The 25,110-nt window shown below is 68.4% G+C and carries 22 protein-coding genes; 6 read left to right on the forward strand and 16 right to left on the reverse strand.

Translation table 11 applies throughout. The annotated features are described in order from the left end of the window. Positions 1 to 73 precede the first annotated feature (73 nt). From eno to edd, 11 genes are all read right to left on the reverse strand, one after another. Positions 74 to 1,363 carry a phosphopyruvate hydratase gene (eno, locus tag AC3WRR_RS19750; RefSeq protein WP_010808996.1) on the reverse strand — a complete coding sequence of 430 codons (1,290 nt, stop codon included), beginning with the start codon at positions 1,361 to 1,363 and terminating at the stop codon, positions 74 to 76. Positions 1,364 to 1,451: 88 nt separating this feature from the next. Then, positions 1,452 to 1,745, reverse strand: a complete 294-nt coding sequence (locus AC3WRR_RS19755; protein ID WP_058696912.1) for a DUF1330 domain-containing protein — start codon at positions 1,743 to 1,745, stop codon at positions 1,452 to 1,454. Between the two features lie 82 nt (positions 1,746 to 1,827). After that, on the reverse strand, positions 1,828 to 2,697 hold the full coding sequence (kdsA, locus tag AC3WRR_RS19760) for a 3-deoxy-8-phosphooctulonate synthase (RefSeq protein WP_010808998.1): 870 nt from the start codon (positions 2,695 to 2,697) through the stop codon (positions 1,828 to 1,830). A 28-nt stretch (positions 2,698 to 2,725) separates the two neighbouring features. Next, entirely contained in the window at positions 2,726 to 4,378 is a 1,653-nt protein-coding gene (gene pyrG / locus AC3WRR_RS19765; protein ID WP_010808999.1) for a CTP synthase, read from the reverse strand. Between the two features lie 139 nt (positions 4,379 to 4,517). Then, positions 4,518 to 5,324, reverse strand: coding sequence for an alpha/beta fold hydrolase (locus AC3WRR_RS19770; RefSeq protein ID WP_010809000.1), 807 nt, complete (start codon positions 5,322 to 5,324; stop codon positions 4,518 to 4,520). A 21-nt stretch (positions 5,325 to 5,345) separates the two neighbouring features. Beyond that, positions 5,346 to 6,167, reverse strand: a complete 822-nt coding sequence (locus AC3WRR_RS19775) for a proteasome-type protease (RefSeq protein WP_010809001.1) — start codon at positions 6,165 to 6,167, stop codon at positions 5,346 to 5,348. Between the two features lie 115 nt (positions 6,168 to 6,282). Then, a complete protein-coding gene (locus AC3WRR_RS19780; RefSeq protein ID WP_193385847.1) occupies positions 6,283 to 7,122 on the reverse strand; it encodes a transglutaminase family protein in 840 nt (279 codons plus the stop codon). A 47-nt stretch (positions 7,123 to 7,169) separates the two neighbouring features. Next, positions 7,170 to 8,123, reverse strand: a complete 954-nt coding sequence (locus AC3WRR_RS19785; RefSeq protein ID WP_010809003.1) for an alpha-E domain-containing protein — start codon at positions 8,121 to 8,123, stop codon at positions 7,170 to 7,172. 67 nt (positions 8,124 to 8,190) lie between these two features. Further along, the gene (locus AC3WRR_RS19790) at positions 8,191 to 9,666 is read right to left on the reverse strand and encodes a circularly permuted type 2 ATP-grasp protein (RefSeq protein ID WP_010809004.1); all 1,476 of its coding nucleotides are present in this window, start codon (positions 9,664 to 9,666) and stop codon (positions 8,191 to 8,193) included. A gap of 334 nt (positions 9,667 to 10,000) precedes the next feature. Then, complete coding sequence (locus AC3WRR_RS19795) at positions 10,001 to 10,507, reverse strand: gluconokinase (RefSeq protein WP_037024362.1); 507 nt, start codon at positions 10,505 to 10,507, stop codon at positions 10,001 to 10,003. A 150-nt stretch (positions 10,508 to 10,657) separates the two neighbouring features. After that, positions 10,658 to 12,553 (reverse strand): phosphogluconate dehydratase, encoded by a 1,896-nt coding sequence (gene edd / locus AC3WRR_RS19800; RefSeq protein WP_011614918.1) that lies wholly within the window; start codon positions 12,551 to 12,553, stop codon positions 10,658 to 10,660. On the opposite strand from edd, the gene AC3WRR_RS19805 reads away from it, so the two are divergent. Together AC3WRR_RS19805 and AC3WRR_RS19810 are read left to right on the forward strand one after the other, a co-directional pair. Continuing rightward, positions 12,552 to 12,764 carry a hypothetical protein gene (locus AC3WRR_RS19805; RefSeq protein ID WP_136227752.1) on the forward strand — a complete coding sequence of 71 codons (213 nt, stop codon included), beginning with the start codon at positions 12,552 to 12,554 and terminating at the stop codon, positions 12,762 to 12,764. The two genes, edd and AC3WRR_RS19805, sit on opposite strands and share 2 nt — an antisense overlap. Before the next feature lie 43 nt (positions 12,765 to 12,807). After that, on the forward strand, positions 12,808 to 13,755 hold the full coding sequence (locus AC3WRR_RS19810; RefSeq protein WP_011614917.1) for a MurR/RpiR family transcriptional regulator: 948 nt from the start codon (positions 12,808 to 12,810) through the stop codon (positions 13,753 to 13,755). 2 nt (positions 13,756 to 13,757) lie between these two features. Here AC3WRR_RS19810 and AC3WRR_RS19815 read toward each other — a convergent pair whose 3' ends face one another. The 4 genes from AC3WRR_RS19815 to AC3WRR_RS19830 all read right to left on the reverse strand — a co-directional run bounded on the left by AC3WRR_RS19815 (position 13,758) and on the right by AC3WRR_RS19830 (position 19,183). Further along, positions 13,758 to 16,172 (reverse strand): DNA internalization-related competence protein ComEC/Rec2, encoded by a 2,415-nt coding sequence (locus AC3WRR_RS19815; RefSeq protein ID WP_492297901.1) that lies wholly within the window; start codon positions 16,170 to 16,172, stop codon positions 13,758 to 13,760. 175 nt (positions 16,173 to 16,347) lie between these two features. After that, complete coding sequence (locus AC3WRR_RS19820; protein ID WP_010809009.1) at positions 16,348 to 17,187, reverse strand: TatD family hydrolase; 840 nt, start codon at positions 17,185 to 17,187, stop codon at positions 16,348 to 16,350. A 12-nt stretch (positions 17,188 to 17,199) separates the two neighbouring features. Continuing rightward, positions 17,200 to 17,940 carry a lipoprotein-releasing ABC transporter ATP-binding protein LolD gene (gene lolD / locus AC3WRR_RS19825; protein WP_010809010.1) on the reverse strand — a complete coding sequence of 247 codons (741 nt, stop codon included), beginning with the start codon at positions 17,938 to 17,940 and terminating at the stop codon, positions 17,200 to 17,202. Next, positions 17,933 to 19,183, reverse strand: a complete 1,251-nt coding sequence (locus tag AC3WRR_RS19830) for a lipoprotein-releasing ABC transporter permease subunit (RefSeq protein ID WP_010809011.1) — start codon at positions 19,181 to 19,183, stop codon at positions 17,933 to 17,935. Before AC3WRR_RS19830 ends, lolD begins: the two co-directional genes overlap by 8 nt. Before the next feature lie 136 nt (positions 19,184 to 19,319). Between AC3WRR_RS19830 and AC3WRR_RS19835 the strand changes: the two genes are divergently transcribed. Continuing rightward, positions 19,320 to 20,429 (forward strand): hypothetical protein, encoded by a 1,110-nt coding sequence (locus AC3WRR_RS19835; protein WP_492297904.1) that lies wholly within the window; start codon positions 19,320 to 19,322, stop codon positions 20,427 to 20,429. Between the two features lie 51 nt (positions 20,430 to 20,480). Next, entirely contained in the window at positions 20,481 to 22,178 is a 1,698-nt protein-coding gene (recJ, locus tag AC3WRR_RS19840; protein ID WP_010809013.1) for a single-stranded-DNA-specific exonuclease RecJ, read from the forward strand. A 27-nt stretch (positions 22,179 to 22,205) separates the two neighbouring features. Here recJ and AC3WRR_RS19845 read toward each other — a convergent pair whose 3' ends face one another. Beyond that, on the reverse strand, positions 22,206 to 22,916 hold the full coding sequence (locus tag AC3WRR_RS19845; RefSeq protein WP_058696915.1) for a peptidoglycan DD-metalloendopeptidase family protein: 711 nt from the start codon (positions 22,914 to 22,916) through the stop codon (positions 22,206 to 22,208). A 190-nt stretch (positions 22,917 to 23,106) separates the two neighbouring features. On the opposite strand from AC3WRR_RS19845, the gene prfB reads away from it, so the two are divergent. Next, positions 23,107 to 24,211, forward strand: a protein-coding gene (gene prfB, locus AC3WRR_RS19850; protein ID WP_099045607.1) for a peptide chain release factor 2 whose coding sequence is annotated in 2 segments (ribosomal slippage) — positions 23,107 to 23,187 and positions 23,189 to 24,211 — 1,104 coding nt in all. Because the reading frame shifts where the segments join, the coding sequence is not laid out codon by codon here. A 97-nt stretch (positions 24,212 to 24,308) separates the two neighbouring features. Then, positions 24,309 to 25,067, forward strand: coding sequence for an SDR family oxidoreductase (locus AC3WRR_RS19855; RefSeq protein ID WP_010809016.1), 759 nt, complete (start codon positions 24,309 to 24,311; stop codon positions 25,065 to 25,067). Positions 25,068 to 25,110: the final 43 nt, after the last annotated feature.

The raw sequence follows: 25,110 nt of genomic DNA on the forward strand, positions 1-25,110 counted from the left end.
CCCCCCCCCCCCCCCCCGCCATTCCATCCGCTTGCTGCCGCTCCCGCGCAAGCGGGAACGGCAGGGCAAGGTGTCAGCGCAGGTTGTAGAACGCGCCCTTGCCCGGGTAGCTGGCGATATCGCCGAGGTCTTCCTCGATGCGCAGCAGCTGGTTGTACTTGGCCATGCGGTCCGAGCGCGACAGCGAGCCGGTCTTGATCTGGCCGGCGTTGGTGCCCACGGCGATATCGGCAATGGTGCTGTCTTCGGTCTCGCCCGAGCGGTGCGAGATCACGGCGGTGTAGCCGGCGCGCTTGGCCATCTCGATGGCGGCGAAGGTTTCGGTCAGCGTGCCGATCTGGTTGATCTTGATCAGGATCGAGTTGCCGATGCCCTTCTCGATGCCTTCCTTCAGGATCTTGGTGTTGGTGACGAACAGGTCGTCGCCCACCAGCTGCACGCGCGTGCCCAGCTTCTCGGTCAGCGTCTTCCAGCCGTCCCAGTCGCCTTCGGCCATGCCGTCCTCGATCGACACGATCGGGAACTTGTCGCACAGGTTGGCCAGGTAGTCGGCGAACTGGGTCGACGACAGCTTCAGGCCTTCGCCTTCCAGCTGGTACACGCCTTCGCCTTCGTGGTAGAACTCGCTGGCGGCGCAGTCCAGCGCCAGCAGCACGTCTTCACCGGCACGGTAGCCGGCCTTCTCGATGGCCTGCACCACAGTGTTCAGGCATTCCTCGTTGGACGAGAAGTTGGGGGCGAAGCCGCCCTCGTCGCCGACCGCGGTGGACATGCCCTTGTCGGCCAGGATCTTCTTCAGCGCGTGGAAGATCTCGGCGCCGCAGCGCAGGGCTTCGCGGAAGCTGGTCTGCGACACCGGCATGATCATGAATTCCTGGATGTCCAGGCTGTTGTTGGCGTGCGCGCCGCCGTTGACGATGTTCATCATCGGCACCGGCAGTTGCATCGCGCCCGAACCGCCGAAGTAGCGGTACAGCGGCAGGCCGGCTTCTTCAGCGGCGGCCTTGGCAACGGCCATCGACACCGCCAGCATGGCGTTGGCGCCCAGCCGGCCCTTGTTCTCGGTGCCGTCGAGGTCGATCAGGGTGCGGTCCAGGAAGGCCTGCTCGGAGGCATCCAGGCCCATGATGGCTTCGGAGATTTCAGTGTTGATGTGCTCGACGGCCTTCAGCACGCCCTTGCCCAGGTAACGTGACTTGTCGCCGTCACGCAGTTCGATGGCTTCGCGCGAACCGGTCGAGGCGCCCGACGGCACTGCCGCACGGCCCATCACGCCGGATTCCAGCAGCACGTCGCATTCGACGGTGGGGTTGCCGCGCGAGTCGAGAACCTCGCGACCGATGATATCTACGATTGCACTCATGAATTCCTCTCTGACTGTTGATTCTTGCTGCTGCTGATTACTTCAACCTGTGCCCGTGTCAGGCGCATGTCAAACTGCCCGGCAACCCTCAGGCAGCGCCTTCCACCACGATCATGTTCATCTTTGCCGCGTGCTCGCGCGCCTTGCGGGCGGCGCGATAGGCTTCGCCGTCATGGAACGACCTGGCGGCTTCATAGCTGGGGAATTTCAGCACCACGACGCGGGTCGGCGCCCACTCGCCCTCCAGCGGCTCGGTCTTGCCGCCGCGCACCAGCACTTCGGCGCCATGGACCTGCATGGCCTTGCTCGAGAGCACTTTGTATTCTTCGTACTGCTGGGGGTCGGTCACGTCGACGTAGGCGATGATATAGCCCGCGGCCATGGAGAATCTCCCGATTTTTTGTATTGTCTTTCGATATGGTTTGTCACCACCGGCATTGCGGTGGTGACAAGACCGGGCCTGCTCAGGCGCAGGCCGGCCAGCCGAAGTTGTCTTCCAGGAAACCGGCGCGCTTGACCAGCGTGTCCAGGTCCTTGAGCACGGCCAGCAGTTCCTTCATGCGCGACAGCGGCACCGCGTTGGGGCCATCGGACATGGCCTTGCTCGGGTCCGGGTGCGTTTCCATGAACAGGCCCGCCACGCCGGTGGCGACGGCGGCGCGCGACAGCACCGGCACGAACTCGCGCTGGCCGCCCGAGCTGGTGCCCTGGCCGCCCGGCAGCTGCACCGAGTGGGTGGCGTCGAACACCACCGGGGCACCGGTCTCGCGCATGATCGCCAGCGAGCGCATGTCGGACACCAGGTTGTTGTAGCCGAACGAGACACCACGCTCGCAGGCCATGAAGACATCGTCAGGCAGACCGGCTTCGCGCGCGGCATCGCGCGCCTTGTCGATCACGTTCTTCATGTCATGCGGCGCCAGGAACTGGCCCTTCTTGATGTTCACCGGCTTGCCGCTCTGGGCGCAGGCACGGATGAAATCAGTCTGGCGGCACAGGAAGGCCGGCGTCTGCAGCACGTCCACCACGGCAGCGACGGGCTTGATCTCGTCGATCTCGTGGATGTCGGTCAGCACCGGCACGCCGATCTCGCGCTTGACGGTGGCCAGGATCTCCAGGCCCTTTTCCATCCCCAGGCCGCGGAACGACTTGCCGGACGAACGGTTGGCCTTGTCGAACGACGACTTGTAAATGAACGGGATGCCCAGTTCGGCGGTGATGGCCTTGAGCTCGCCGGCCGTATCCAGCGCCATCTGCTCCGACTCGATCACGCACGGACCGGCGATCAGGAAGAACGGCTTGTCGAGGCCGGCCTCGAATCCACAGAGTTTCATGACTGTCTCTCCTGCTTGCCGCCGGGGCTTACGCGCCCTTGCGCTGCTGGCTGGCCAGCGCGGCTTCGACGTAGGCCTTGAACAGCGGGTGGCCGTCACGCGGCGTCGAGGTGAATTCCGGGTGGAACTGCACGCCGACGAACCAGGGGTGCATCGACTCGGGCAGCTCCATCATTTCCGGCAGGTTCTCGGTCGGCGTGCGCGCCGAGATCACCATGCCGGCCTTTTCCAGCGTCGGCACGTAGTGGTTGTTGACCTCGTAGCGGTGACGGTGGCGTTCATTGACCTCGGCGCCGTAGATCGTCGCTGCCTTGGTGCCTTCCTTGACCGGCACGCGCTGGGCGCCCAGGCGCATGGTGCCGCCCAGGTCGGAATCGGCCGAGCGCTGCTCGACCTTGCCTTCGCGGTCCACCCACTCGGTGATCAGCGCGACCACGGGGTGTTCGGTTTCCAGGTTGAACTCGGTCGAGTTGGCATCGGTCATGCCGGCCAGGTGGCGGGCAAACTCGATCACGGCCAGCTGCATGCCCAGGCAGATGCCCAGGTACGGGATCTTGTTCTCGCGGGCGTACTGGATCGCGCGGATCTTGCCTTCCGTGCCGCGCTTGCCGAAGCCGCCCGGCACCAGGATGGCGTCGAGCGGGGCCAGCACTTCGAGGTGGCCCGATTCCAGTTCCTCGGAGTCGATGTACTCGATGTTGACGCGCGTGGCGGTGTGCATGCCGGCGTGGCGCAGGGCCTCGATCAGCGACTTGTACGACTCGGTCAGGTCGACGTACTTGCCGACCATGCCGATGGTGATCTCGTGCTCGGGATTTTCCTGGGCGTTGACCAGCTTCTGCCACATCGACAGGTCGGCGGGCTTGGGATCCAGGCGCAGTTCCTCGCAGATCAGGCGGTCCAGGCCCTGCTCGTTGAGCATCTGCGGGATCTTGTAGATGCTGTCCGCATCCCACACCGAAATCACGGCGTCTTGCGGGATATTGGCGAACAACGAGATCTTGGCGCGCTCGTCGTCCGGGATCGGGCGGTCGGCGCGGCACAGCAGCGCGGTCGGCGAGATGCCGATTTCACGCAGCTTCTGCACCGAGTGCTGGGTCGGCTTGGTCTTGAGCTCGCCAGCGCTGGCAATGAACGGCACCAGCGTCAGGTGCACGAAGGCGCAGTGGTTGCGGCCCATGCGCAGGCTCATCTGGCGCGCGGCTTCCAGGAACGGCAGCGATTCGATGTCACCCACGGTGCCGCCGATTTCCACCAGCGCCACGTCGGCCTTGCCGTCGTGCGACGCCGCGGCGCCCCTTTCGACAAAGGCCTGGATCTCGTTGGTGATATGCGGGATCACCTGCACGGTCTTGCCCAGGTATTCGCCGCGGCGCTCCTTGCGGATCACCGATTCGTAGATCTGGCCCGTGGTGAAGTTGTTCGACTTGCGCATCTTGGCCGAGACGAAACGCTCGTAGTGGCCGAGATCGAGGTCGGTTTCAGCACCGTCTTCCGTGACAAACACCTCGCCATGCTGGAAGGGGCTCATCGTGCCGGGATCGACGTTGATGTAGGGATCTAGCTTGAGGAGGGTGACTTTGAGGCCGCGCGACTCAAGAATGGCCGCGAGCGAGGCAGCAGCGATGCCCTTGCCGAGAGAAGAGACGACGCCACCGGTGACGAAGACGAATTTGGTCATAAACCGAGCTTGCCGGGGAAATCGGGATTATACATGAGAGCCCGATTCCCGCCGACCCGGAAATTGTGACAGCACCCCTCCTCGGCGGGGCTGCAACAGGCTTTCCCGGTGCGTTGCGGCGCATGCGCCGCACCCCGCCTCAGCGCCCCTCGCGGCGCATCGCGCCGATCAGGTCGCGCACCAGCTGCGCCGTCTCCTGCGGCCGCTCCATCGGGTACAGGTGGCCGCCCTCGATAAAGCGCAGATTCGGGCCGACCAGCTTGCGGGTGGCACCCAGCCCACACTGGCGCACCTCGCGCGAACGCGTGCCGGCGACAAAGCCGACCGGCACCGGCGCGCCGCGCGCCACCTTGCGCCCCAGGCTGGTCGGCAGCGTGCGGTAGATCCAGTATTCGACCTCGCGGTCAAAGCGCAGCCGCCGCTCGTTGTCCTTGCCGGTCGGCTCGGTGCCGTGGATGGCGTAGTCGCGCAGCACCTCTTGGTCCCACACCGCGAAGTTGGGCTTGGCGCGGAAGTGTTCCCAGACCGCCTCGGCGTCCGGCCAGTGGGTGCGCCGGTTTTTGGTCACCGCCGCCGGGCCGGGCTTTTCGTCCATGCCGAACATCTGGGCGGTCTTCAGCAGCGACGCGCGCCAGCCGGCAATGATCGGCGAATCCAGCATCACCACGCCGCGCACGCGCTCCGGGCGCCGCAGCGCCGCCATCAGCGACAGGAAGCCGCCCAGCGAATGGCCCACCAGCCACACCGGCTCGTGGTACTGGCGGTCGATCTCGCCGAGCAGCTCCTCCACCAGGTGCGGCCAGCCGCGCGTCACCGGGAATTCAGGCTTGTGCCCGTAGCGGTCCACGGCGCGGAATTCGAAGTCGCCGTCCAGTTCGCCGAACAGCTTGCGGTAGGTGGTCACCGGGAAGCCGTTGGCATGGGAAAAATGAATGATCTCGCGCATCGCTTGTTTCCTCGCCCGGCCTCAGTCCTGGGTACGCGACGGATTGCGCTTGGCGCGCACCGGCTGGCCCCAGCGGTCGGCCTCGCCGGGACGCGCCAGCGAGAATTCCGCGGGCGCGCCGGGATCCCACTCGGGATTGTGGATCTCGCCGAAGACCTGGCGCAGGCGCTGCCCCCAGGTGTCGCGGATCATGCGGAAGTAGGCGTTGCGCTCGTCGATGTTGACGAAGCGCGTCACGCACAGCGTATCGGCCTCATAGACCAGCAGGTCCAGCGGCAGGCCGACCGAGATATTCGACTTGAGCGTCGAATCCATCGAGATCAGCGCGCATTTGGCCCCCTCGGCCAGCGGCAGCGACGGGTGCACCACGCGGTCGATGATGGGCTTGCCGTACTTGGCCTCGCCGATCTGGAAGTAGCAGTTCTCGGGCGTGGCCTCGACAAAATTGCCGGCCGCGTAGATGTTGAACAGCCGCACGCGTTCACCGCGCACCTGGCCGCCGAAGATCAGGCTGACATTGAATTCGATGCCGGCATCGCGCAGCGCATGCGCATCGCGCTTGTGCACCTGGCGCACCGCCTCGCCGACGATGGAAGCGGCCTCGAACATGTCGCGCGCGGTCCACAGCGAGCGCTTCTCGTCATGGTTCTCGGCCAGGATCTGGCGCACCGACTGGCTGATCGCCAGGTTGCCGGCGGTCATCAGCACCATCACGCGGTCGCCGGGCTCTTCGAACACCGTCATCTTGCGCGACGTGGAGATGGCATCTACCCCCGCATTGGTGCGGGAATCGGACAGGAATACCAGGCCGGCATCCAGCCGCATGGCTACACAGTAAGTCATGGTCTTGTTTTGGTGTGCTTTGCGGCGGCCGGAAGTGGCCAGCCGATGGCCTGCATACCCGGGATTCTAGCGCCCGTATTGCGGCACCGCGCCCTGTCTGGAATCAGGCACCTAATCAGGTAAAAAGCGGCGTGATGCTCACATCAACTTCAAGCGTCTCGCCGGACCCCCCTTCCAGGATGCCCCTGACTGGTGCAGCCGACGCATAATCGCGCCCCACCGCGAGGCGTATATGACGCTCGTCGGTCAGGCAGCCGTGGGTGATGTCGACGCTGCACCACACCTCGCGCGCCGGGTCCAGGCATACGTCGGCCCAGGCATGGCTGGCCATCTCGATCGCGGCCGGATCGTAGAAGTATCCGCTCACATAGCGTGCCGGGATACCGAGCGCCCGGCACGCCGCCACCATCACCTGCGCCTGGTCCTGGCACACGCCGCTGCCCAGGCTGAAGGCCTCGGCCGCCGAGGTGCCGACGTCAGTGGTGTTGGGCTTGTAGCGCACCCGCTCCGCAATCCCCTGGGCCAACGCCAGCAGCGCCGGAATCTCGTGCCCGGCCGCCAGGAACGGCGCGGCAAACGCCTGCATCTCCGGCGGAGCCGAGGTCAGTGGCGTGCTGCCGAGGAAGTACAGCGGCGACACCCGGGACTCGCCGGGGGGCGGAGCGTCGCAGAACGCATGGTGGCCGTCCCGGTCGAGGTCGCCATGCGGCGGCAGCACTTCCACCTCGCCGCTGGCTTCGATCGAGATGGTGCCGGTCGGTCCGGCCACCGTGAAGTTGTGCACGATATTGCCGAATCCGTCGCGCGCCGCCGACGGATTGCCAGGCGCGACCAGTTGCCAGCGGTGCACCGTCTGCAGCGGGCCCGAACGCGGCTCGAGCCGCACTTCGTGCACGCTGCGGCGCACCGGCTCGGCGTAGCGGTAAACAGTATGGTGGTGGATCTTGTATTTCACGGTATCAGGGCGCGGCGGCGGCACATGGAGGCTGCCGGCGGCCCATTTCAGGCAGCCAGCAGCGGCACGAGGAAGTCCCGGCTGATGCCATTGCCGAGATCGCCGATGCGCTCCAGGAAGCTGGTCAGGTACGCGTGCAGGCCGACCGCGAAAATATCGTCGATGCGCGCGTACTTCAGGTCGGCGTGGAGTTTACCAGCCTGGCGCTCGGTTTCCGCCGATTGCTGGTTGCGCACCGTATGCAGGATGGCCACCACCTCGTCCATGCTCGACACCAGCGAGCGCGGCATGTCGGGCCGCAGGATCAGCAGCTCGGCCACGCGCTGCGGCGTAATGACCGCGCGATAGACCTTGCGGTAGACCTCGAAGCCCGAGACCGAGCGCAGCACCGCGGCCCAGTGATAGAAATCGTTCTGGTCGCGGTTGGCATCGCTCTCGTCGCTGCCCGATGCCTGGAACTTGACGTCGAGGATCCGCGCGGTGTTGTCGGCGCGCTCCAGGAACGTGCCCAGCCGCATGAAGTGGAAGGCATCGTCCTTGAGCATGGTGCCGAACTGGACCCCGCGCGCCAGGTGCGAGCGGAACTTGACCCATTCGAAGAACGCCGACGGGTCCTCCTTCAGCACGCCGTCGGCGATCAGGCGCTGCACCTCCAGCCAGGTCGTGTTGACGGTCTCCCAGACCTCGGTGGTCAGCGAGCCGCGCACCGCGCGCGCATTCTCGCGCGCCGCGCGCAGGCAGCTCATGATGGACGAGGCGTTGGTCATGTCGCGCACCATGAAGTCGATCACATCGTCGCGCGACAGCAGTCCGTACTTGTGGTCGAAGACATCGGTCAGCTCCGAGATATCGAGCATGGCCCACCAGCCCTGCTCGGCCACCTCGGCCGATTGCGGCAGGAGCGAGGTCTGGTAGTTGACGTCGAGCATGCGCGCGGTGTTCTCCGCGCGCTCGGTGTAGCGGGCCATCCAGAACAGGTGGTCGGCGGTGCGGCTCAGCATGTGGGCTCTCCTGGCGTGGCGGCGGTCGCCATGGCGGTCGTTGCGGCGGTCATCATGTGGTTCGCGTTCATCGTTCCAGCACCCAGGTGTCCTTGGTGCCGCCCCCTTGCGAGGAATTCACCACCAGCGAGCCCTCGCGCAGCGCCACGCGGGTCAGCCCGCCAGGCACCATGCGCACCTCCTTGCCCGACAGCACGAACGGGCGCAGGTCGATATGGCGCGGCGCGATGCCCGACTCCACATAGGTCGGGCAGGTCGACAGCGCCAGCGTCGGCTGCGCGATGTACTGCTCCGGGCGCGCCTTCACCACTTCGCGGAAGGCATCGATCTCGGCCCGCGTGGCGGCCGGGCCGACCAGCATGCCGTAGCCGCCGGCGCCGTGGGTCTCCTTGACCACCAGTTCTTCCATATGGTCCAGCACGTACTGCAGGTCGTCCGGGCGCCGGCACATATAGGTCGGCACGTTGCTGAGGATGGCCTCTTCGCCCAGGTAGAAGCGGATCATGTCGGGCACGTACGGATAGATCGACTTGTCGTCGGCCACGCCCGTGCCGATGGCGTTGCAGATGGTCACGTTGCCGGCGCGGTAGACCGACAGCAAGCCGGCCGCGCCCAGCGAGGAATCGTGGCGGAACACCAGCGGGTCGAGGAAGTCGTCGTCGACGCGGCGGTAGATCACGTCGACGCGCTGCGGGCCCTGCGTGGTGCGCATGAACAGGTGGTCGTCCTCGACGAAGAGATCGCTGCCTTCGACCAGTTCCACGCCCATCTGCTGCGCCAGGAAGGCATGCTCGAAGTAGGCCGAGTTGTACATGCCCGGCGTCAGCACCACCACGGTGGGATCGGCAATGGCCTGCGGCGACACCCCGCGCAGCATGTCGAGCAACAGGTCAGGATAGTGGGCCACCGGCGCCACGCGGTTGCGCGCGAACAGGTCCGGGAACAACCGCATCATCATCTTGCGGTTTTCCAGCATGTACGACACGCCCGAGGGCACGCGCAGGTTGTCTTCCAGCACGTAGAACTCGCCCTCGCCGGCGCGCACCACGTCGATGCCGGCCACGTGCGCATAGATGTCGTGCGGCACGTTGACGCCGAGCATCTCGGGCCGGTACTGGGCGTTGTTGTAGATCTGGTCGGGCGGGATCACGCCGGCGCGGATGATGTCCTGGCCGTGGTAGATATCGTGGACAAAGCGGTTGAGCGCGGCCACGCGCTGGCGCAGCCCTTTTTCCAGCAGCGCCCATTCGTTCGCCGGGAATATGCGCGGGATCACGTCGAACGGAATGGTGCGTTCGGTGCCGCTGTTGGCTTCATCCTTGTCGCCGTAGACGGCAAAGGTAATGCCCACGCGCCGGAAGATCAGGTCGGCCTCGGCGCGCTTGTTGCCCATCGTGCCTTCAGACTGCCGCGCCAGCCAGTCAGCGAAATGCCGGTAATGCGGGCGCACCGCGCCTTCAGGCAACGCCTGCCCCGCCTGGATAACCCATTGCGCCCCGTCCGTGCGCCAGTCCAGCATCTCGTCGAAATACCGCCCCGCCATGATGGCCGTTCCTCCATGTCGCGGGCTTCCGGTGCTACCGCTTCACTGCGACTTCGTGGTCGCTACCGGCTGCCCTGGTTTTGCCCTGGCTTTCCCGTCCCCAGCCCGCCGCGCCTGCCCGTTCGGGACGCTCACGGCGATACTGTCGAGTCACTGGCCCTTTCAGCATACCCGTACCGGCGAAACCCGCAAGCTGGCGGGTGCCGGCCGGCACGGAAAGTGAACTAGCAAGATGTCTGCCAGCGCACGCAAAAACGGCCGCCAGCCAGGCTGGCGGCCGCTTGCGGGCTGCACGGGAACGGGGCCGGCCGGAACGGTCGGCGAGGTCAGCAGGTCAGCGCGCCGCGCCGGCGCCCTGCGGCACCGTGGCCTGCAGGATGGTGGCGACCAGCGCCTCGGGCGACTGGCGGATGTCGAGCACCAGCGCGTCGCTGGGCTCTTCCAGCGTATCGAACTGGCTTTGCAGCAGGTCGGGGTTGAAGAAGTGTTCCGTGCGCGCGGACAGGCGCGTGCCGATCAGCGATGCATCGCCCTTCATGAAGACGAAGGTCACGCCGCCGTCGGGCGGGGTCAGCCGGTCGCGGTAGGCCTGGCGCAGTGCCGAGCAGGTGAACACATGGGTGCGGCCTTCGGCCCGGGCCGCGTCGATGGCGGCGCGCATGGCCGCCAGCCATGGCCAGCGGTCTTCGTCGGTCAGCGGGACGCCAGCGTGCATCTTGGCCTTGTTGGCGTCGCTGTGGAATGCATCGGCGTCATGGAAGCCGCAGCCCAGTCGCTGCGCCAGCAACTGGCCGACCGTGGTCTTGCCGCTGCCGGAAACGCCCATCAGGATATAGATCATGTCTGCTCCGTCGGTCTTGGTATCGGATGGTGTCGCCATCCTTGTCTGTCCTTGTCGGTCCAGCTGGACGTCCTTGCGGCGGCGCAAAGACGTCCGGGGGGCGCTGCCGCCCCGCAGGGAACTTCAGGGGAAAATCGGCCTCAGGCCTGGCTATTGTGCGACGGTTTGCGCCGCTGCGGTACGTTGGCGCCCGCCTGCGCCGGCCCCAACATCCGCCTCGGACAGGTCAAGTGCGCTGCCGCCCTCTTCCGCGATGCGCGCGTGGCGCCGGAACAGGCCGAACAGGCCGCGCCCCAGGCTGAATTGCGCGAAATCGTCGTCCGGCGCCGCGGCCAGCTCGCGCGCCGCGAATTCACGTTCGTCGCCCAGCCACTGCAGCGTGCCGGCAACGGCATCGACACGGATGCGGTCGCCGTCGCGCACGCGCGCGAGCGCGCCGCCGGCCAGCGCCTCGGGGCCAACGTGGATCACCGCCGGCACCTTGCCCGACGCGCCGGACATGCGGCCGTCGGTCACCAGCGCCACCTTGTGGCCGGCGTCCTGCAGCGCGCCCAGCACCGGGGTCAGGCGGTGCAGCTCGGGCATGCCGTTGGCGTTCGGCCCCTGGAAACGCACCACCGCGACCAGGTCGCCGGTCAGCTCGCCCGCATCGAAGGCCGCCTGCAGCGCCTCCTGCGCATCGAACACCCGCACCGGGGCTTCGACCACGCGGTGCTCCGGCGCCACCGCCGAGACCTTGATCACGCCGCGGCCCAGGTTGCCCTGCATCAGCCGCAACCCGCCCTCGGCCGAGAAAGGCTCCGCGACCGTCGCCAGCACCTGCGCGTCGCCGCTGTGCGCCGCGCCGTCGCGCCAGCGCAGCACGCCGTCGGCCATCACCGGCTCCTGCGCATAGCGGGCCAGCCCGGGGCCGGCCACGGTCTGCACGTCCTCATGCAGCAGGCCGGCCTGCAGCAGTTCGCGGATGACGAAACCGGCGCCGCCCGCGGCATGGAAGTGGTTCACATCGGCCGAGCCATTCGGGTAGACGCGCGCCAGCAGCGGCGTGATGCGCGACAGCAGGTCGAAATCGTTCCAGTCGATGACGATGCCCGCGGCGCGCGCCATCGCCACCAGGTGGATGGTGTGGTTGGTGGAGCCGCCGGTCGCCAGCAGGCCGACCATGGCGTTGGCAATGGCGCGCTCGTCGACGATGCGCGCCAGCGGCAGGTATTCGTCGCCGCGCGCGCGCAGGGCGATCGCGCGTTGCGCGGCCGCCGCGGTCAGCGCATCGCGCAGGCCGCTGTCCGGGTGCACGAAGGCCGCGCCCGGCAGGTGCAGGCCCATGATTTCCATCAGGAACTGGTTGCTGTTGGCGGTGCCGTAGAAGGTGCAGGTGCCGGCGCCGTGGTAGGCCTGGCATTCGGCTTCGAGCAGCGCATCGCGCCCGACCTGGCCGGTGGCGTAGAGCTGGCGCACGCGCGCCTTCTCCTTGTTGGGCAGCCCGCTGGCCATCGGGCCCGCCGGCACGAACACCATCGGCAGGTGGCCGAACTGCAGCGCGCCCATCAGCAGGCCGGGCACGATCTTGTCGCACACGCCCAGCATCAGCGCCGCATCAAAGGTGTTGTGCGACAGCGCCACCGCGGTGCCCATCGCAATCGCATCGCGCGAGAACAGCGACAGCTCCATGCCCGGGTTGCCCTGCGTGATGCCGTCGCACATCGCCGGCACGCCGCCCGCCACCTGCGCCACCGCGCCCACCGCGCGCGCGGCCTCGCGGATCACGGCGGGGTAGCGCTCGTACGGCTGGTGCGCCGACAGCATGTCGTTGTACGCGGTGACGATGCCCAGGTTGGGGGCATGGTCGACGCGCAGCTTCAGCTTGTCGTTGGCCGGCAATGCGGCAAAGCCGTGCGCCAGGTTGGCGCAGGACATGCCGCGCAGCGGCCCCAGTTCAGCCTGCGCGCGCTCGCAGCGGGCAAGGTAGGCGGCGCGGCTGGCGCGGCTGCGCGCGACGATGCGCTCGGTGACGGCAAGAAGCTCGGCATGGACGGCAGAAGGCATGGCGGAGACGTTCCTTGTGGGCTTGGTGGCGGCGCGGCAATGCCGCGCCATCGCATGTAGATTTTCTACAGATCGCCGCCATTATACCGAGCGCGAGCACGCCGTCGACCCGCTCATGCATCACAATTGCGCAGAAATTCCCGGAATCAGGGCAAACCCCGAGGGCGGGCGACGCACCATTTCGGGCAAGATGCGGCGCCATCCGATGTAGAATCTCTACATATCCGCAACCCCCGACACTGCCTCCCGCCGCCATGCGCGACCGAATCCTAGCCGTCTACGACACGCTCCGCCCTTCTGAACGCCGCCTGGCCGACTATGTCGCCCGGCATGGCGCCGCCGTGATCCGGCTGTCGATGCCCGAGCTGGCCGAGCGCGCCGGCGTGTCGCAGCCCACCATCGCGCGCTTCTGCGCGGCGCTGGGCTACGACGGCTTCCGCGAATTCAAGCTGCAGTTCGCGCAGAACGTTGGCGGCGGCACGCCCTTCGTGCACCAGGACGTCGCGGCCGACGACCGCCCCGCGGACATCGCCGGCAAGGTCTTCGACCGCACCATTGCCACGCTGATGAGCGTGCGCAATGCGCTGTCGGCCGACCAGATCGAGCATGGCATCCAGCTGCTCGCCGGCGCGCGCCGCATCGAGTTCTACGGCTGCGGCAACTCCGGCATCGTCGCGCTGGATATCCAGCACAAGTTCTTCCGCCTGGGCATGCCGACGGTTGCGTATTCCGACCCGCACGTGTTCAGCATGTCGGCCGCGCTGCTCGCCCGTGGCGACGTGGCCGTGCTGGTCTCCAACAGCGGCCGCACCTGGGACATGCTGACCGCTGCCACGCTGGCGCGCAGCAGCGGCGCCAGCGTGCTGGCAATCACGCACAGCGGCTCGCCGCTGGCGCGGCTGGCTGACGTCTGCGTGTTTTCCGACGTCGAGGAAGACAGCGAGGTCTACACGCCGATGACCTCGCGCATCAGCCACCTGGTGCTGGGCGACGTCCTGGCCGCCGGCGTGGCGCTTGCGCGCGCCGACACCGTCGCCCCCCGCCTGCAGCGCGCCAAGGCGCATCTGCGCGAACGACGCATTGCCGGTGCGGAGCCGGCCCGGCCAGTACCGCCGGCACGAAACCGCGCCAGGCCCGCCGCAGCCGAGCCAGCCACGCCCGCGCTGCCCGCCACCCGCACGCGCCGCCGCAAGGCCAGTTGACGCTAACGCGGCGCCGGCGGCCGCGCCCGCCAGTAGCGCGGCTGCGCCTGCCGGAACACCGACAACGCAAAGCCCCCGGGCGCAGTGTCCATGGTCACCGCGCCGGTTTCATCGGTCCGGTAGCGCAGGACGCCCGCGCGGCCGTAGCGCTCCCACACCTCGCCGCTCGGGTGGCGATAGCGGTTGGCATAACCCAGCTGGAACACCGCCGCCGACGGGCGCACTGCCTCCAGCCAGGCTGCACCGGATGAGGTGCCGCTGCCATGGTGGGCCACCACCAGCACGTCGGCACGCAGCACCTCGGCCGGCAACCTGTCGATCAACGCACGCTCCTGCGCCACGCCGATGTCTCCGGTCAGCAGCAGGCTGTGCGCCGCCGCATCCACGCGCAGCACGCAGCTGCGCGCATTGCTGGCAATGGCTGCCTGCTGCGCCTGCTCCGCGAGCGGATGCAGCACGGTAAAGCGCACGCCGTCCCACTCCCATTGCTGGCCCGCCGCGCATGGCGACCAGTCATTGGCCGCCGACCCAAGCAGAACGTGACCGGAAGGCGCTCCGGTGCTGCGCGCGGACACGGCCACCGCCGCCGTGATGTCCGCCACGCCGCCGGCATGGTCGGTGTCCTCATGGCTGACCATCAGGTGGTCGATCCGGCCAACCCCCTCGCCCCGCAGCAATGGCACCACCACCTGCGCACCGGCGCTGGATCCCGACGCATAAGACGGCCCGGTGTCATACAGCAGCGCATGGGCGCGCGTTCGCACCAGCACCGCCGTGCCCTGCCCCACGTCCAGCATCACCGCGCGGAACTCGCCATGCGCAACCGGCGGGCCGCGCGCCAGCAGCATCGGCAACATCAGCAGCCCGCCGTGCAGGCGCGCGCGCGCGGTGGCGACCGGCGCGACCAGCAGCCCGACACCGAGCGCCGCCAGCACCAGCGCCAACGGCCCCGCGCTGGCCGCTTCCCACATCGCCCATGGCAGCGCCGAAAGCCAGCCCAGCACCGCGGCCAGCGCCACCATAGCCAGGTGGGCCACCGCCAGCACCGGCCCGGCCAGCGCCATCGGCAAGGCGGCGCCGAGCAAAGCCAGCGGCGTCACCAGCAGGCTGACGACCGGGATCGCCACCGCATTGGCCAACGGCGACACCACCGATACCTGGCCGAACAGCAGCAACGTCAGCGGCACCAGCCCGATGGTCACGGCCCACTGCGTGCGCGCCCCGGCGGCGAGCACGGACCGCAGGCGTTGCCAACGCCCTTCCGTCGAAGCATCCCGGCCGGGCCGGGCCGCGAAGAAGATCACGGCCACCGCGCCGAAGGACAGCCAGAAGCCGGGCAACATCACCGCCCACGGATCCAGCAGCAATGCCACCAGCGCCGCCCACGCCAGCACCACCGAGGCGGGCGGCGCACGCGCACTCCATACCGCAATGGCCGCCACGCAGAGCATGGCCACGGTGCGCAGCGCCGGGACCTGCATGCCGGCCAGCAGGCCGTAAGCCAGCGCACTGGCCACGGCCGCCACCAGCGCGGCCTGCCGGGCCGGCAGCCACAGCGGCAACGGCCGGCGCAGCCAGCGGCCGAGTCCGAACGAATGCCGCCACAACAGCCCGGCAAGCGACGCCGCCATGCCGGCGATCATGGTGATATGCAGCCCGGAGATCGCGACCAGGTGGCTGACGCCGGTGCGCCGGAACAGTTGCCAGTCGTCCGCATCGATACCGCGCTGGTCGCCAATGACCAGCGCGGTCAGCACTGCGCCAAAGCGCGCATCGGCCGGCAGCGCCGCGCGCAGGTGATCGCGCACGGCGGCGCGCACGGCCTCAATGCGCCATGCCAGCCGCTCCGCGGACGCGTCCTGCGGCGGCCCTTGTGCGCGGCGCACATAGCCGGTGGCGCCATAGCCCTGCGCCAGCAGCCAATAGGCGTAGTCAGAACCAAAAGGATTGGCGAGTCCGCGCGGACGCCGCAGGCGCAGGGTCAGCGTGAGGCGCTGCCCGGGACGCAGGTCGGGCGGTGCGCCACGCCAGTTGAGGATCACGCGGCGCGGCAGAGGCTGGCCCGCATCACCCTGCTCCACAGTCAAGGCAAAACGCGTCCCGGTGGCGGCATCCGCCGGCAGCCCCGACACCACGCCGCGCACGTCGAGGTCGCGCGCCTCCAGCGTGGCCGGCAGCCAGTCGCGCATGCGCAGTTCGGCCCGCCAGGCCGCCCAGCAGAAGGCGGCGCCGAACGCCAGCCCGGCAAGCGCCAGGCCATGCAGCACGACGTGCAGGCGCCTGCCCCACAAGGCGATGCCGAGAGCGACCAATGTCAGCGCCACAGCACCGAGGCGCAGGCCATCCTGCGGCGGCAGCATTGACTGCTGCTGCAGCGTCCAGCATCCCGCGACGAAAGCCACCACGAACCAGCGCACCACAACTCTCCTGCGTGTTCTGCACAGAGACGGTTGTACCGCCGCAGTGGGGCTGGAACCTTGTCAGGCTGTCAGGAGGAAGTGAAGTTGTGTGACTGGATTCAGTACAGCACGCCGGTGATTCGGCTGGGGTGAGGGCGGGCGCATCGACGAAGTCTGACCGGCGAAGTCCTGTCTACCTCAGGCCCGGTCGTGGCGCCATGCTTTCGGCAAAGGTTCCTAGCCGCGGCATCGCATCCACGGCGTTGCGCCATGTCGCGTGCGCCAGCGTCATCGCATCGATGCCGCGCAATTCAGCCATCACACGCGCCACGCCCGCCACCTCCGCCGGCGTGTTGCGCGCCTTGTGCTGTTCGCCGAACTGATCGTCAGACAGCCACGCCGGCGCCATGTCGGGTGCGTCGGTTTCCAGCACCAGCGCCTCCAGCGGCAGTTCCGTCGCCAGCCGGCGGATCTGCCGCGCACGGCTGAAAGTGACGTTGCCGCCGAAGCCGAGCTTCAGGCCCTGCTCGACAAAGCGCCGCGCCTGTTCATTGCTGCCGTTGAAGGCGTGGGCAATGCCGCGCTTCACGCCCAGCTTGCGCAGTTGCGCGCCAACCTGGTCCTGCGACTTGCGCACATGCAGCAGCACCGGCAGGTCAAATTCGCGCGCAATCTTCAGTTGCTCCGCGTAGAGCCAGGTCTGGTGCTCAGCATCCAGCCCCGCGACGAAGAAGTCGAGCCCGATCTCGCCGATGCCGACAAAGCGCGGGTCGCCCATGCTCGCCGCCACCTCGCGCCGCAGCGTGTCAAGGTCGGCCTGGCCGGCGCCGGGCGAGCACAGCGGATGGATGCCGAGTGCATAGACGCAGCGCACATCGTGGCGCGCCAGCGCGCGCACGGCCTCGAAGTTCCACGCTGCCACCGCCGGCACCACGATGCCGCGCACGCCGGCGGCCTCGGCCGCGTCGGCCACCTGCTGGCGGTCAGCGTCGAACTCGCTGGCGTCGAGGTGGCAGTGGGTGTCGATCCACATGGGCCGGCCCGCTCAGCGTTCCTGGTGCAGGTGCCCGTCGCGCAGCCGCAGCACGCGATCGCAGCGTCCGGCCAGGTCCAGGTCGTGGGTGACGATGATGAAGCTGGTGCCGAGCGTGCGCGACAGCTCCAGCATCAGGTCATAGACGCCGCCGGCGGTGTGGTCGTCGAGGTTGCCGGTGGGTTCGTCGGCCAGCACGCAGGCCGGCTGCCCCACCAGCGCGCGCGCGATCGCCACGCGCTGGCGCTCGCCGCCGGACAGCTCGCCCGGGCGGTGCTTCGCGCGCCCGCCCAGGCCCACGCGCTCCAGCATGGCCTGCGCCACGCCGCGCGCGTCATGCTGGGTCAGGCCGCGGATGCGCATCGGCATGGCCACGTTGTCCAGCGCGGTGAATTCCGGCAGCAGGTGGTGGAACTGGTAGACGAAGCCCAGCTGGCGGTTGCGCACCACGTTGCGCTCGCGCTCGCGCAGCGCCGTGAAGGGCTTGCCGAGCAGCGCGACGCGGCCGGAGTCGGGCTCATCCAGCCCGCCCAGCACATGCAGCAGCGTGCTCTTGCCCGAGCCCGAGGCGCCGACGATGGCAACTTTCTCGCCGGCATCGACGCGCACATCGACGCCGCGCAGCACGTCCACGTCGAGTTCGCCCTGGCGGAAACGCTTGGTCAGGCCCTCGGCCACCAGCACCGGCGAGCCGGTGCGCGGCTGGTCCGCGGCGGGCGTGGGGGTATCGGCATGCAACACGGCTTCACTCATAGCGCAGCGCCTCCGCCGGGTTGACGCGGGCGGCACGCCAGCTGGGATAGAGCGTGGCCAGCGTGGCCAGCACGAAGGAGATGATGCCGATGGTGGCGATGTCGTTCACGCGGGGATCCGAAGGCAGTTCGCTGATGAAATAGATATCGCGCGGCAGGAACTGCACGTGCAGCAGCCGCTCGATGAAAGGCACGATCACGTCGATATTGGTGGCGATCAGCGTGCCGCCGGCCACGCCCAGGACGGTGCCGATAAAGCCGATGGCCACGCCCTGCACGATAAAGATCTTCATGATCGAGCCCGGCTGCGCGCCCATGGTGCGCAGGATGGCGATATCGGCCTGCTTGTCGGTGACGGTCATCACCAGGGTCGACACCAGATTGAACGCGGCCACCGCGATGATCAGCGTCAGGATGATGAACATCATGCGCTTCTCGGTCTGCACCGCGGCAAACCAGTTGCGGTTCTGCTTGGACCAGTCGCGCAGGTAGAGCTCGCCCGACATGGTGCCGGCCAGCTCGTTGGCCACCTGCGGCGCGCGCTGCATGTCCTGCAGCTTCAGGCGCACGCCGGTGGGGCCGCTCAGGCGGAACAGGGTCTCGGCGTCATGCATGTTGACCAGCGCCAGCGCGCTGTCGAACTCGAAGTGCCCGGACGAGAACACGCCCACCACGGTGAACTGCTTGAGCCGCGGCAGCACGCCCGCCGGCGTGATGGTGCCCTGCGGCGCCACCAGCGTGACCTTGTCGCCGACCTGCACGCCCATGGCGTTGGCCAGCTCGTTGCCCAGCGCGATGCCGAAGCCGCCTGGCTCCAGCGCCGTCATGCTGCCGGCCCGGAACTGGCTGCCGATGTCGGAGACCTTGGGCTCCTGCGACGGCTCCACGCCGCGCAGCAGCACGCCGCGCACGGCGTCGTCGCGGGTCAGCATGGCCTGGGCCGCGACATAGGGCGCGGCGCCGGTCACTTCCTTGTTCTGCAAGGCCTCGGCCGCGGTCTTCTGCCAGTCCGGCAGCGCCGACGGGCCGATCACTTCGATATGCGCCAGCACCGACAGCATGCGGTCGCGCACTTCCTTCTGGAAGCCGTTCATCACCGACAGCACCACGATCAGCGCGGCCACGCCAAGGGCGATCCCGAACATCGAGATCATCGAGATGAACGAAATGAAGGTGTTGCGGCTGGCGCGCTTGCTTGCGCGGGTGTATCGCCAGCCGATCTGCCACTCGTAGGGAAAGTTCAAGAGGATTCCTGTTGTTTCGGGAAAGCGCCGGTGCCCGGTGCAGGGGCGCCGGCGGCACGCATGCGGGCCATCGGGTGCGCCGCCTGCCTCTCGCAAGACTGGCGCCGGCCAGCCGGGAGTTTACAATCTCGCCACCATGATGACGCACCTGACCCTGATTGTGCCCTTTTCCGTCCCGCCGGGCGCCGGCGACGACGGCCGGGACGATGTCGTCCCCGGCGCGCTGCTGCGGCAGTTGGAGCTGCCCGCGCTCGGAAAGTTGCTGACCCGGGCCGAGCCCGGCCCGCGCGAGCGGCATGACGACCCCTTCCTGCGCAGCCTGCCGCAGGAGCGCTGGCTGGCCGGCAAGGCGGGGTTGGACCCGGTCCGGGTGCCGCTGGCGCCCTATATGCGGCTGGCCGACAGTGGCGGCGCCGTCCCCGCCACCCCCGATGGCCAGTCCTGGACCTGCCTGCAGCCGGTGCACATCCACGCCGCGCGCGATCACCTGGTGCTGATGCCGCCCGCCCAGCTGGGCATCCGGCCGCAGGAAGCCGCGGCCCTGCGCGCCGCCATCGACGAACTGCTGCTGGAATCGGGCATCGCGCTGGAATCACCCTGCCCGCAGCGCTGGTACCTGCCCGAAGCCGTATTCGGCCCGCTGGAGGCGACCACGCCGCTGCGCGCGGCGGGCCGCAATATCGATATCTGGATGCAGGCCGGCAAACGCGCCCGCGACTGGCGCCGCCTGCAGAACGAGATCCAGATGACCTGGTACGACCACCGCGTCAACCAGGCCCGCGAGGCCGCCGGCGAGGCGCCGGTCAATTCGGTCTGGCTGTACGGCGGCGGCGCGCTGCAGCCGGTGCCGCGGCTGGCCGATACGGTGCTGAGCAACGATCCCTTCCTGAGCGGGCTGGCCCTGGCCGCGGGCAGCCGCGTGCTGCCGGTGCCGGCCGGCCTGGCTGGCGCCAGCGCGGTGCAGGGCACGGTGCTGGCCATGCTCGACAGCGCCACCGAAGCGCATATCGCCGAAGACTGGGGCCTGTGGCTGGACCGCATGCATGCGCTGGATGCCGACTGGTTCGCGCCGGCACTGGAAGCACTGGTGGCCGGCCAGGTCGGCGCCATCACGCTGGTGCTGGCCGGCGAGAATCACTTTGCCGAGTTCACCGTGCGCCGTGCCGACCTGCGCAAGTTCTGGCGCGGAATGGGCCAGCGCGGCGACTGGCGCGCACTGCTGTCCGACCTCGCCTATGCCGCATAAAGCCGCCTGACACGCGCCGCCCCTACTGAAACATCACCTGCCGCCCCGCCCATGACCCGGATCGCCATCCGCCAATACTCTCCCGAACACGCCAGCTCGCTGGCGGCCGCCGGCCTGCACCCCACGCTGGCGCGCATCCTGGCCGCGCGCGGCGTGGCGCGCGCGGCCGAGCTGGCCACCGACCTGCCCGAACTGGTGCCGCCCGCGGCCATGAAGGGCATCGGCCACGCCGCAGCCTACCTGGCCGACGCCATCGCCGCCGGCAAGCGCCTGCTGATCGTGGCCGACTATGACTGCGACGGCGCCACCGCCTGCGCGGTGGGCGTGCGCGGGCTGCGCATGCTGGGCGCGCGGGTGGAATACATCGTGCCGAACCGCTTCGAGTACGGCTACGGCCTGACCCCGGAGATCGTGGCGCTGGCGGCCAGGCAGCAGCCGGACGTGATCGTCACGGTCGACAACGGCATCGCCAGCGTCGACGGGGTGGCCGCGGCCAATGCGCTGGGCATCGACGTGGTGGTGACCGACCACCACCTGCCGGGGTCGGAGCTGCCGCAGGCCGCGGTGATCGTCAACCCGAACCAGCCGGGCTGCGAATTCCCCAGCAAGAACCTGGCGGGCGTGGGCGTGATGTTCTACGTGCTGCTGGCGCTGCGCGCCGAACTGCGCCAGCGCGGCGTCTATACCCAGGCCACGCAGCCGCCGCTGCAGACGCTGCTGGACCTGGTGGCGCTGGGCACGGTGGCCGACGTGGTCAAGCTGGATACCAACAACCGCATCCTGGTGGCACAGGGCCTGCGCCGCATGCGCGCAGGACGGATGCAGCCGGGCGTGGCGGCGCTGTTCCGCGCCGCCGGGCGCGAGGCGGCGCGCGCCAATACCTTCGACCTGGGTTTCGGGCTGGGTCCGCGCCTGAACGCGGCCGGCCGGCTGGCGGACATGTCGCTGGGCATTGAATGCCTGCTGACGGAAGATGCCAACCGCGCATGGGAGATCGCGCAGGAGCTGGACAGCATGAACCGCGAGCGGCGCGACATCGAGGCCGGCATGCAGCAGGAGGCGCTGCAGATCCTGGAGCAGCCGCTGGCCGGCCCGGACCCCTCAGCGCGCTTCACCGTCAGCGTGTTCAACGACACCTGGCACCAGGGCGTGATCGGCATCGTGGCGTCGCGTCTGAAAGACAAGTTCCACCGCCCCACCATCACCTTCGCCCCGGGCGACGAGACCACCGTCAAGGGCTCGGGCCGCTCGATCCCCGGCTTCCACCTGCGCGATGCGCTTGACCTGGTGTCCAAGCGCCATCCCGGCATGCTGCTCAAGTTCGGCGGCCACGCCATGGCGGCCGGGCTGACCGTGCGCGCCGAGCGTTTTGCCGAGTTCCAGGAAGCCTTCGAGGCGGTCGGCCGCGAATGGCTGACCGACGACCAGCTGGCGCGCGTGATCGAGACCGATGGCGATATCGAGGACCAGTGCTTCAGCCCGGAATTCGTCACCCTGCTGGAGCAGCAGGTATGGGGCCAGGGCTTCCCGGCGCCGACCTTCTGCGGCGAGTTCGACGTGCTGCGCCAGAGCGTGCTCAAGGGCAAGCACCTGAAGCTGCAGCTCGGGCGCGGCAGCCAGCGCCTCGACGCGATCTGGTTCAACCATGCCGACTCGCTCGGCGCCAGCGCACAGGTGGCCTACCGGCTCGACAACAACACCTTCAACGGCGTCACCCGCGTGCAGCTGGTGATCGAACACGCGCAGTAGCGTGCTCCCGGGGGCTCCCCCCCCCGTTCAGCCCCGCGACGGCAGGTAGGCAGCGGGATCCACTGGCTTGCCGTTGCCGCGCACCTCGAAGTGCAGCTCGCTCGGGCTCGCGCCCATGCGGCCCACGTCCTGCCCTGCCGAGACCTGGGCGCCTTCCGTGACCAGCGGCTGGTCCAGGTTGCCGTAGACGGTCAGCCAGTCGTCGCTGTGCTTGACGATCACCAGCATGCCGTAGCCGCGCAGGTTGCCGACGTGGATGGCGCGCCCGGCGGCGGCGGCGCGCACCGCGCCGTTGGCCGGCACCGCGATGCTCAGGCCCTTGCTGGCCGGCGGCGCGAAGCCGGCGGTGACGCGCCCGTCGGCCGGCCATTGCAGGCGGATGCTGCTGGCGGGCGGCCGGGAGGCCGGGCCGCTGTCGACACGCGGGGTATCGGTCACGACCTGGCCGGCCGAAGCACTGCCTGAGGCACCACCCGGCGGCCGCACGCGGATCAGCTGGCCCACCTCGATCTGGCTGGGGCTGGTGATGTCGCTGTTCCAGCGGGTCAGGTCGCGTACGCTGCGGCGGTGCTTGCGCGCGATCGAATACAGCGTGTCGCCGCGCTCGACGCGGTAGTAGCCGTCCGGCACGGGACCGCCCGTGGTGCCGCAGCCGGCCGCGACCGCGGCCGCGGCGGCCAGCAGCAGGCCCAGCGCGCGGCGCCGGCCTGGTTCGATGTCATGTCTGGTTTGCGTCATTCGTCCCTGTTCTTTGTCGTGCCGGGGGCGGCTTGCGACCCGTATTATCGCCGCGTGCGTCGCCCGGCACCGGCGGATAGACCGCGCCGCGGCCAATCCGTTCGGTCCGCGGCCCGCCGAGGCGGTCCGGAAGCCCCGGGTTGCCGCGCCGATCCGCTATAATTCGAGGTTTTCGAAGCGCAGGAACATCATGGAAGCAGAACGCCTCAACGCCATCTCCGGTGCCATCTCCGATCTCCGTTCGCGAACGGAAGATCTACGGGGGTATCTTTGACTACGATGTCAAAGTAGGAAGACTGGACGAAGTCAACGGTTTGCTGGAAGACCCCGACGTCTGGAACAACCCCAAGCGGGCCCAGGACCTCGGCAAGGAAAAGAAGGCAATCGAGGGCGTGGTAAGCGTGCTCAGCAAGCTCACCGACGACCTCAGCGGCGCCGAAGAGCTGTTTGAGCTCGCCAGGGAAGAAGGCGACGACGACACCCTCGAAGCGATCGAGGCCGACGTCAAGGGCTTCGAGGAGATCGTCGCGGGCATGGAATTCCGCCGCATGTTCTCGGGCGAGATGGACCAGGCCAACGCCTTTATCGACATCCAGGCCGGCGCTGGCGGCACCGAAGCGTGCGACTGGGCCTCGATGCTGCTGCGCCAGTACCTGAAGTACTGCGAGCGCAAGGGCTTCAAGGCCGAGGTGCTGGAAGAGTCCGAAGGCGACGTGGCCGGCATCAAGAGCGCGACCATCAAGATCGAGGGCGAATACGCCTTCGGCTACCTGCGTACTGAAACCGGCGTGCACCGCCTGGTGCGCAAGTCGCCGTTCGATTCGTCGGGCGGGCGCCATACCTCGTTCTCGTCGGTGTTCGTCTACCCCGAGGTCGACGATTCGTTCGAGGTCGAGGTCAACCCGGCGGACCTGCGCGTGGACACCTACCGCGCCTCGGGGGCGGGCGGCCAGCACATCAACAAGACCGATTCGGCCGTGCGGATCACGCACATCCCTACCGGAATCGTGGTGCAGTGCCAGAACGACCGCTCACAGCACCGCAACCGTGCCGAAGCCATGTCGATGCTGAAATCGCGCCTGTACGAGCACGAGATGCGCAAGCGCCAGGCCGAGGCCGACAAGCTCGAAGCCGGCAAGACCGACGTGGGCTGGGGCCACCAGATCCGCTCCTACGTGCTGGACCAGAGCCGCATCAAGGACCTGCGCACCAACGTGGAAATGTCCAACACCCAGAAGGTGCTGGACGGCGACCTGGACCCGTTCATCGAGGCCAGCCTCAAGCAGGGACTGTAAGGCCGTACCGGGCCGCCCGCGGCGGCACAGCAACATCACCGCAATCGCTGGATCATCGCTGTACCGCCGCAGCTGCGGCCTTTCCGACCGGGGCACCATGAGCGAAGCCAATCACCTCTACATCATCACCGGCGCCTCGCGCGGGCTGGGCGCGGCACTGACCAATGCCCTGCTCGTGCCGGGCAACCGACTGATCTGCGTGGCGCGCAGCCGCAACAGCGAGCTCGAGCGCATCGCCACCATGAGCGGCGTGCCGGTGGCCTGGCACCTGCAGGACCTGTCGCAGGCCGGCCCCGCCGCAACCTGGCTCGCCAGCGTGCTCGATACGCTCGACATCCCGCCGACCAGCGCCACGCTGATCCTGAACGCGGGCGTGGTCGAACCGATCGGCCCGGTCACGCGCCTGCAGGAGAAAACCCTGGTGCCGCACCTGCTGACCAACCTGGCGGCGCCGATGACGATGACCGCGGCGTTCCTGGAGCGCACCGAGAAGTTCGACTGCCCGCGCAAGGTGCTGGCGATCTCCTCCGGCGCGGCGCGCCGCCCGGTCGAAGGCTGGAGCGCCTACTGCGCCGGCAAGGCCGGGCTGGACATGTTCATGCGCTCGGTCAACGCCGAGTACGCCCAGGCCGAAGCCCCGCGCACCGTGCGCGCCGTGGCGCTGGCCCCGGGCGTGATCGACACCGGCATGCAGGCCACCATCCGCAATGCCGACTTCGCCCAGGTGCAGCGCTTCCGCGAGCTGAAAGCCAATGAACAGCTGGCGTCGGCCGAGGAAACCGCCGGCCGCATCGTCGCCTACCTGCACCGCCCGGATTTCGGCAGCACCGAGCTGGACGATCTCCGCAACTACTAAGCCGCACCCATCAAGCCATCTGAATCCGCGCCCGGCCCGCCCC

The organism is Cupriavidus sp. FW305-3-2-15-C-LB2 (genome assembly GCF_058787575.1).

Coding starts and splice junctions, on each gene's coding strand:
- eno (WP_010808996.1), bottom strand. CDS start 1,363: ATGAGTGCAATCGTAGATATCATCGGTCGCGAGGTTCTCGACTCGCGC.
- AC3WRR_RS19755 (WP_058696912.1), bottom strand. CDS start 1,745: ATGGCCGCGGGCTATATCATCGCCTACGTCGACGTGACCGACCCCCAG.
- kdsA (WP_010808998.1), bottom strand. CDS start 2,697: ATGAAACTCTGTGGATTCGAGGCCGGCCTCGACAAGCCGTTCTTCCTG.
- pyrG (WP_010808999.1), bottom strand. CDS start 4,378: ATGACCAAATTCGTCTTCGTCACCGGTGGCGTCGTCTCTTCTCTCGGC.
- AC3WRR_RS19770 (WP_010809000.1), bottom strand. CDS start 5,324: ATGCGCGAGATCATTCATTTTTCCCATGCCAACGGCTTCCCGGTGACC.
- AC3WRR_RS19775 (WP_010809001.1), bottom strand. CDS start 6,167: ATGACTTACTGTGTAGCCATGCGGCTGGATGCCGGCCTGGTATTCCTG.
- AC3WRR_RS19785 (WP_010809003.1), bottom strand. CDS start 8,123: ATGCTGAGCCGCACCGCCGACCACCTGTTCTGGATGGCCCGCTACACC.
- AC3WRR_RS19790 (WP_010809004.1), bottom strand. CDS start 9,666: ATGGCGGGGCGGTATTTCGACGAGATGCTGGACTGGCGCACGGACGGG.
- AC3WRR_RS19795 (WP_037024362.1), bottom strand. CDS start 10,507: ATGATCTATATCCTGATGGGCGTTTCCGGCAGCGGCAAGACCACGGTC.
- AC3WRR_RS19805 (WP_136227752.1), top strand. CDS start 12,552: ATGGCGGAGACGTTCCTTGTGGGCTTGGTGGCGGCGCGGCAATGCCGC.
- edd (WP_011614918.1), bottom strand. CDS start 12,553: ATGCCTTCTGCCGTCCATGCCGAGCTTCTTGCCGTCACCGAGCGCATC.
- AC3WRR_RS19810 (WP_011614917.1), top strand. CDS start 12,808: ATGCGCGACCGAATCCTAGCCGTCTACGACACGCTCCGCCCTTCTGAA.
- AC3WRR_RS19820 (WP_010809009.1), bottom strand. CDS start 17,187: ATGTGGATCGACACCCACTGCCACCTCGACGCCAGCGAGTTCGACGCT.
- lolD (WP_010809010.1), bottom strand. CDS start 17,940: ATGAGTGAAGCCGTGTTGCATGCCGATACCCCCACGCCCGCCGCGGAC.
- AC3WRR_RS19835 (WP_492297904.1), top strand. CDS start 19,320: ATGATGACGCACCTGACCCTGATTGTGCCCTTTTCCGTCCCGCCGGGC.
- recJ (WP_010809013.1), top strand. CDS start 20,481: ATGACCCGGATCGCCATCCGCCAATACTCTCCCGAACACGCCAGCTCG.
- AC3WRR_RS19845 (WP_058696915.1), bottom strand. CDS start 22,916: ATGACGCAAACCAGACATGACATCGAACCAGGCCGGCGCCGCGCGCTG.
- AC3WRR_RS19855 (WP_010809016.1), top strand. CDS start 24,309: ATGAGCGAAGCCAATCACCTCTACATCATCACCGGCGCCTCGCGCGGG.